10 protein-coding genes are annotated in these 6719 nt (G+C 65.2%); 4 read left to right on the top strand and 6 right to left on the bottom strand.

The window, feature by feature from the left end; genetic code table 11:
• Positions 1-551: 551 nt before the first annotated feature.
• The 6 genes from RTO53_RS18960 to asnS form a co-directional block, all read right to left on the bottom strand.
• Positions 552-1088: a 3-hydroxyanthranilate 3,4-dioxygenase gene (locus RTO53_RS18960; RefSeq protein WP_312239234.1), complete on the bottom strand. Its 537-nt coding sequence runs from the start codon at positions 1086-1088 to the stop codon at positions 552-554.
• A gap of 24 nt (positions 1089-1112) precedes the next feature.
• The gene (can, locus tag RTO53_RS18955; RefSeq protein ID WP_312239233.1) at positions 1113-1775 is read right to left on the bottom strand and encodes a carbonate dehydratase; all 663 of its coding nucleotides are present in this window, start codon (positions 1773-1775) and stop codon (positions 1113-1115) included.
• Positions 1776-1847: 72 nt separating this feature from the next.
• Entirely contained in the window at positions 1848-2486 is a 639-nt protein-coding gene (locus RTO53_RS18950) for an FMN-binding negative transcriptional regulator (RefSeq protein WP_312239232.1), read from the bottom strand.
• A 6-nt stretch (positions 2487-2492) separates the two neighbouring features.
• Positions 2493-2807 carry a hypothetical protein gene (locus RTO53_RS18945; protein ID WP_312239231.1) on the bottom strand — a complete coding sequence of 105 codons (315 nt, stop codon included), beginning with the start codon at positions 2805-2807 and terminating at the stop codon, positions 2493-2495.
• Entirely contained in the window at positions 2804-3109 is a 306-nt protein-coding gene (locus RTO53_RS18940) for a hypothetical protein (protein ID WP_256774541.1), read from the bottom strand. The genes RTO53_RS18945 and RTO53_RS18940 overlap by 4 nt, the downstream gene beginning before the upstream one ends.
• Before the next feature lie 25 nt (positions 3110-3134).
• Positions 3135-4529, bottom strand: a complete 1395-nt coding sequence (gene asnS, locus RTO53_RS18935) for an asparagine--tRNA ligase (protein WP_312239230.1) — start codon at positions 4527-4529, stop codon at positions 3135-3137.
• Between the two features lie 130 nt (positions 4530-4659).
• Between asnS and RTO53_RS18930 the strand changes: the two genes are divergently transcribed.
• The 4 genes from RTO53_RS18930 (at position 4660) to rplI (ending at position 6449) form a co-directional block, all read left to right on the top strand.
• Positions 4660-4998 (top strand): iron-sulfur cluster assembly accessory protein, encoded by a 339-nt coding sequence (locus RTO53_RS18930; protein ID WP_312239229.1) that lies wholly within the window; start codon positions 4660-4662, stop codon positions 4996-4998.
• Between the two features lie 168 nt (positions 4999-5166).
• Positions 5167-5604: a 30S ribosomal protein S6 gene (gene rpsF, locus RTO53_RS18925; protein ID WP_256774538.1), complete on the top strand. Its 438-nt coding sequence runs from the start codon at positions 5167-5169 to the stop codon at positions 5602-5604.
• A gap of 11 nt (positions 5605-5615) precedes the next feature.
• Positions 5616-5846: a 30S ribosomal protein S18 gene (rpsR, locus tag RTO53_RS18920; RefSeq protein WP_002804494.1), complete on the top strand. Its 231-nt coding sequence runs from the start codon at positions 5616-5618 to the stop codon at positions 5844-5846.
• Positions 5847-5996: 150 nt separating this feature from the next.
• Entirely contained in the window at positions 5997-6449 is a 453-nt protein-coding gene (rplI, locus tag RTO53_RS18915) for a 50S ribosomal protein L9 (RefSeq protein ID WP_123729653.1), read from the top strand.
• The last annotated feature ends 270 nt before the right edge of the window (positions 6450-6719 follow it).

Genomic DNA, 6719 nt, shown 5'->3' with positions numbered 1-6719 from the left:
TGACGACCGTTGGTGGTACGCCGCGGCACCGGCAACGGCAACGGCACCGGCACCGGCACCGGCAACTGCTACGGCCGACGGCAACGGCAACTGCTAGGGCGGACGGCAACTGCTACGGCGTCGTCTGTGGGCGGTGGCTGGGTTGGCGCGGTGCGGGTGGGTTGCCGGGACACGCCGTAAACCCGTCCTTGGGGGCTCGGTGTTGCCATCCATGGCAACACACGGTCCCGGCAACCCACCCGCACCACGCCCAGACAGTGGGTCGGCGCGCATGGGAAACGCCGGGAAACGCGGGGAAAGGCTGGGAAACGCTGGACCAGAAACGGTAGAGCCGAGCCATGCTCGGCTGCCCTTCGTTAAAACGCCGGAACACGCCCAGGTAGAGCCGAGCCATGCTCGGCTGCTCTTCGTTCAGCGGTCATGCTCCCATCGCATGAGAAAGAGGTATCGGCAGTCGATCGAGGACCGACCCGACCGGCACCCGGCAGTCCCACCCATCCCTGCCCAACCCGGGAGAACGCACTCACACGCAGCTGTCGCCTTTCCAGCCTTCAGCCTTCAACAGCCCCAGCCCCGGCCCCACCCGGCAGCGGATCGACATGCCCGCACGCCTCGCAGGTACGCATCTCCAACGACGCCTGATACCGCGCGAATACCTTGGGTAGATCGGTCTCGATGTTCTCCAGCGCGAAGTACTCTTCGTACAGCTTGTGGTTGCAGCGTTCGCAGAACCACAGCAGCCCATCGCGCTCATGCGCCAGGCGCGTGCGCTCCACCACCAGCCCCACGCCGCCCGCTGGACGGCGCGGCGAATGCGGCACCTTGCCCGGCAGCAGGAAGATCTCGCCCGCGCGGATCGGAATGTCGCGCACCGCACCGTCTTCCTGCACCTTCAGCGTCATCTCGCCTTCGAGCTGGTAGAACCACTCGGGGCCCTCGTCGTAGTGGTAGTCGGTGCGGCTGTTCGGCCCGCCCACCACCATCACGATGAAGTCCCCGTTTTCGATCATCTTGTTGCCCACCGGCGGCTTTAGCAGATGCCGGTGTTCCTCGATCCAGGCCAGCAGGTTGATGGGGGAGGCGAGCATGGGAGTGGATTCCGTAGGGGGGCGTCAGTCGCGTCGACCGCGGCGCGGCACGTGGGCCAGGGCTTTTTCGTAAGCCGCCTGCAGCTCCTCCGGTGCGCCCACGTCGATGCCCATCTCGCGTACGCGGCCGTCCTTCAGGCTGTAGACCCAGCCGTGCACCATCAGCTTCTGGCCGCGCGCCCAGGCATCCTGCACGATCGTCGAGCGGCAGGCGTTGACCACCTGTTCGATCACGTTCAGCTCGCACAGGCGTGCGTGCTTCAACTCCGGATCCTCGATCGCATCCATGATCGCCGCATGCTTCTGCGCCACATCGCCGACGTGCCGCAGCCAGTTGTCGGCCAGGCCCACGCGGGTGTTGTGCAGGCTGGCATGCACGCCGCCGCAGCCGTAATGGCCCACGATCAGGATGTGCTTCACCTTCAGCTGGTCCACCGCGTACTGGATCACGCTCAGACAGTTGAGGTCGGTATGCACCACCACGTTGGCCACGTTGCGATGCACGAACACCTCGCCCGGTGCCATGCCGATGATCTGGTTGGCCGGCACGCGCGAGTCGGAGCAGCCGATCCACAGGTATTCCGGGTGCTGCTGCTTGGCCAGCTGGTGGAAGAAGTCCGGGTCTTCCTTTTCGATCCGGTCCGCCCATTCGCGGTTGTTCTGCAGCAGCTTGTGGATGTCTTTCATCGTGCGGGTTCCCTGACGTCGGGTGGGGGCAAGGCGCGGCCAGGGGGCCGCGTCGTCGCAGGAGTGGGAAGGTCAGTCGGCGGCGGTGCCGCCCTCGCGACGCCAGCGCATCCACTGCGCCAGCTCGCGTGACGCCGGGGCGTCCAGTGCCGACAGCGCATCGATCACGCTGGACTGGTTGGCCTCGGGATGGTTCTGGCTCAGCTTGAGCTTGATCTGCACCTGGGCCGGGCGGAAGCGGAAACCGACGATGCCGCCCAGCATGCGCTGTTGGCGCGGCTCGATCGGCAGCAGGTCCCAGTCACCACCGACCTGCGCTTCGTAGTGCGCGCTCAGGCCGTCCAGCATCGCGATCAGTGCCTCATCATCAGTGACCGGCTCGAGTGCGCCACGCAGTTCCGCGGCGGCATAATTCCAGGTTGGCACACGCGCCTGTGCGGCTTTGTCCGGATACCAGCCGGGCGAGACATACGCATGGGGCCCGTGCACGAGCATCAGTGCGGGGCCGGCATGGCCCGCCTGCGGGTTCGGCCTGGCCCAGTGGCCTTCGATCAGGATGCCATCGGCGTCGCGCCGGTACAGCACCGGCATCCGGGTGGCCTGCGGCAGACCGTCGGCCCCGGTGGTGACCAGGGTGATGAACGCATCGCGCGCCAGCAGCCGGTCCAGCCAGATCAGGTCGGTCTCGACGAAGGCGGAAGGGATGAACATCGCCGGTTACGCGCGGGCGCCCAGGCTCTGCACCATGCGGCCGTGCAGCTCGGCGTCGCTGGCAGCCTGCGGCGGCTGCACTTCATGCAGCGAGAAGCCGCGGATCAGCGCGTCTTCCTCATCCAGGCCGTCATAGGAGACGAATTCGGCGTCGAACAGCTGCGAGCGCGCGGTGTCTTCGCTGTCATAGCTGAGCGTGTTGCCGTCGCTGTCGAGGACTTCGGCAGTGCCGGCCGGGCGGACCCGCAGGCGCGCCCAGATCAGCGTGTTGCCCAGGCTGGCCAGGAACCATTCGTCGCGGTGTGGGGTGATGTCGTTCATATCAGTACCATCGAAAGCAGCCAGAGCAGGGCAGCCATGCCCAGTCCGGCCAGCAGGGTCAGCAGCGACACCCAGGCCGGCGTGGCCAGCCCGGACAGCGCCCGGTCGGGGGTTTGCCGGTAATCGCGCCCGAGCAGCCAGCGCAACGCATCCGGACGCAGGAACGCGCCGTTGCCGAAGCGTTGCGCCAGCAGCGGATGGCGGTCGCGGATGTGGATCAGGGTCAGCGGCCAGAAGATCACGAAGGCACTGAACCCGGCGATCGCCACGCCGACGAAACACAGCGCGAAGAACAGGGTCATGGACTCGGTGCCTCCGTAGGGGTGATCAGAACTCGGCGCTGCCCGGTGCACGCGGGTAGGGGATGGCGTCGCGGATGTTGCCCAGCCCGCACACGTACACCACCAGGCGCTCGAAGCCCAGGCCGAACCCGGCATGCGGCACCGACCCGTACCGGCGGAAATCGCGGTACCAGCTGTAGTGTTCACGATCCAGGCCGAACTGCGCCATGCGCGCGTCGAGCACATCCAGGCGCTCTTCGCGCTGGCTGCCGCCGATGATCTCGCCGATGCCCGGGGCCAGCACGTCCATCGCCGCGACGGTCTTGCCGTCATCGTTCAGGCGCATGTAGAACGCCTTGATGTGCTCGGGGTAGTTGGTCACCACCACCGGGCGGCCGATGTGTTCCTCGGTCAGCCAGCGCTCGTGTTCGGTCTGCAGGTCCAGGCCCCATTCGACCGGGAAGTCGAACTTCCTGTCGGCCTTCTGCAGCAGCTTCACCGCCTCGGTGTAGTCGATCTGCTCGAACGGCGAATTGATGAACGCTTCCAGCTTGGTGATCGCGTTCTTGTCCACGCGCTCGGCCAGGAACGCCAGGTCGTCGCCGCGCTCGTCGAGCACCGCGCGGAACAGGTATTTCAGGAACTGCTCGGCCAGGCGTGCGTCTTCGGCCAGGTCGGCGAAGGCGATTTCCGGCTCGATCATCCAGAACTCGGCCAGGTGGCGGGTGGTGTGGGAATTCTCGGCGCGGAAGGTCGGCCCGAACGTGTAGACCTTGCTCAGGGCCAGGCAGTAGGCCTCGACGTTGAGCTGGCCGGACACGGTCAGGAAGGTTTCCTTGCCGAAGAAGTCGCGGCTGAAATCGACCTCGCCCTTTTCGTTGCGCGGCAGGTTGGCCATGTCCAGGGTGGACACCCGGAACATCTGGCCGGCGCCTTCGGCATCGGAGGTGGTGATGATCGGTGTGCTGATCCAGTTGAACCCGTTCTGGTGGAAGAACCGATGCACGGCCTGGGACAGGCAGTTGCGGATACGGGTGACCGCGCCGAACAGGTTGGTGCGCGGGCGCAGGTGCGCCACTTCACGCAGGAACTCCGCGCTCATCGGCTTGGGCTGGATCGGGTAGGTCAGCGGGTCTTCGACCAGGCCGACGATCTCGATGTCGTGGGCCTGGATCTCGAACGACTGGCCCTTGCCCTGGGACTTGACCAGGGTGCCGCGGGCGATCACCGAGCAGCCCGGGGTCAGGCTCTTGATGTCGTCGAAGTTGGCCAAGGTGTCATTGGCCACCACCTGGATAGGGGCGAAGCAGGAGCCATCGGTGACATTGACGAAGGCCAGCGCCGCAGAGCCGCGTACCGTACGAACCCACCCGCGTACTGTTGCCTCGCCGCCTTCCGGGATTTTCCCGGCAAGCGCATGTTCAACGCTGACCACCGTCATGACTTGAATCCTCTGTTGATCGACTCGATCTCTGAACGAGGGAGTTTAACGGTTGCAGCGTTCTGCTTGCGAGGCATTTCTCGCGCGCCAAGGCTCCTATAATGACCACGATCCGCTGGAGTTGCCCGTCATGGCTGTAAGCCTTACCCCTGTTGCCTTTGCCCGTGTGCAGAAGTTCGTCGCCCAGACCCCCGGCGCGCTGGGCCTGCGTTTCGGCGTGACCCGCACCGGCTGTTCCGGCTGGGGCCACATCACCGATCTGGCCCGCGACGAGCGCCAGGGCGACACCGTGTTCGAGCAGGACGGGGTGCGCATCTACGTGGATGCCGACAGCCTGGACCTGGTCGATGGCACCGAAATCGACTTCGGCAAGCACGGCCTGAGCGAAACGTTCACGTTCAGGAACCCGAACGCCACCGCTGAATGTGGCTGCGGCGAGAGCTTCACCACCGAGGCCGACAAGGCCTGAGCCGGGCCGCTGCGGGGCTGCATGCCCCGGCGCTGCTTGCCTGTTGGCCCCGGCGATGCCATAATTTGCGGCTTCCTGCCTGATTCCGGGCAGGACCCTTGCCCCACCGCGTTCACCTGCGGGGGGCTGTCCGGCCCTCAACGGGCCACATCCGAAAGGTAAAAACACATGAGTCGTCATTACGAAGTCGTGTTCCTGGTCCATCCGGACCAGAGCGAACAGGTCCCGGCCATGATCGAGCGCTACAAGGCGCTGGTCGAGAACGGCAGCGGCACCATCCACCGTCTGGAAGACTGGGGCCGTCGTCAGCTGGCCTACCCGATCCAGAACCTGGTGAAGGCCCATTACGTCATGCTCAACATCGAGTGCGACCAGGCCGTGCTGAGCGAGCTGGTGGAAAGCTTCCGCTTCAACGACGCCGTGCTGCGCAACCTCGTCATCAAGCGTGACGAAGCTGACACCGAGCAGTCGCTGATCATGAAGAGCAAGGACGAGAAGGGCGAGAAGCCCGAGCGTGGCGAGCGTCGTCGTCGTGATGACGAAGAAGGTGAAACCACCCCCGCCGCTGACACCGATGCCGGCGAAGACGCCGCTTCGGCCGCTTAAGGAGCACTGACATGTCCAAGTTCTTCCGTCGCCGCAAGTTCTGCAAGTTCACGGCCGAAGGTGTCAAGGAGATCGATTACAAGGATCTCAACACCCTGCGCCAGTACCTGACCGAGAACGGCAAGATCGTGCCGAGCCGCGTCACCGGTACCAAGTCGAAGTACCAGCGCCAGCTGGCAACGGCCGTCAAGCGCGCCCGTTTCCTGGCCCTGATTCCGTACACCGACAACCACGACGTCTGATGAAAGCCGGCGGCTTCGGTCGCCGCTTTCGCGGATCTGGCCGCCCGCTGCGAAGCGTCGGGCGGTTTCCAGGTCTGCCGTTCGGATATTCGGACAGCCATCGCTGCGGGGCTTCCGCCTCGCTAACGAATACATATTTGGAGCTACACCATGAAGCTGATTCTTCTTCAGAAGGTCACCAACCTCGGCGGTCTGGGCGATCTGGTCGACGTGAAGCCGGGCTACGGCCGCAACTTCCTCGTCCCGACCGGCAAGGCCGTTCCGGCCACCGCGACCAACGTGGCCGAGTTCGAAGCCAAGCGCGCCGATTACGAAGCCAAGGCCCAGTCGATCCACGCTGACGCCGAAGCCCGCAAGGCGAAGCTGGAAGGCAAGAGCGTCACGATCGCTGCGAACGCTTCGACCGAAGGCAAGCTGTACGGTTCGGTCGGCCCGCGCGATATCGCCGAGGCTTTCACCGCTGCCGGCCTGCCGCTGGAAAAGAGCGAAGTGATCCTGGGCGAAGGCGCCTTCCGCAACGTGGGCGAGTACGAGGTGACTGTTCACCTGCACGCCGACGTCGAAACCACCGTCAAGGTGGTTGTGGAAGCCGAAAAGGCCTGATTCCTGCCGAAAGGCGGGTGTTGCAGAAACGGGTGCCCGCGAGGGTGCCCGTTTTTGTTTGTGGGGTGGTTGGTTTTTTTTAGAAGCTAACGGCAATGGCCACAGCCACAGCCACAGCCACAGCCACGGCCACGGCCACGGCCGGCGCTTTTGCTTTTCTGGAGGAGGGTGGCGGGTAGCCTTGGCCGGGACACGCCGTAAACCCATCCCTGGGGGCTCGCGGGCGCCATCCATGGCGCCCGACGGTCCCGGCAAGGGGGTCGGACCCTC

It is taken from the genome of Stenotrophomonas sp. (assembly GCF_031995405.1).
GTDB lineage: Bacteria > Pseudomonadota > Gammaproteobacteria > Xanthomonadales > Xanthomonadaceae > Stenotrophomonas.
Note: the sequence above shows the minus strand (reverse complement) of the source record. Positions and strands in the feature narration are given on the sequence as shown.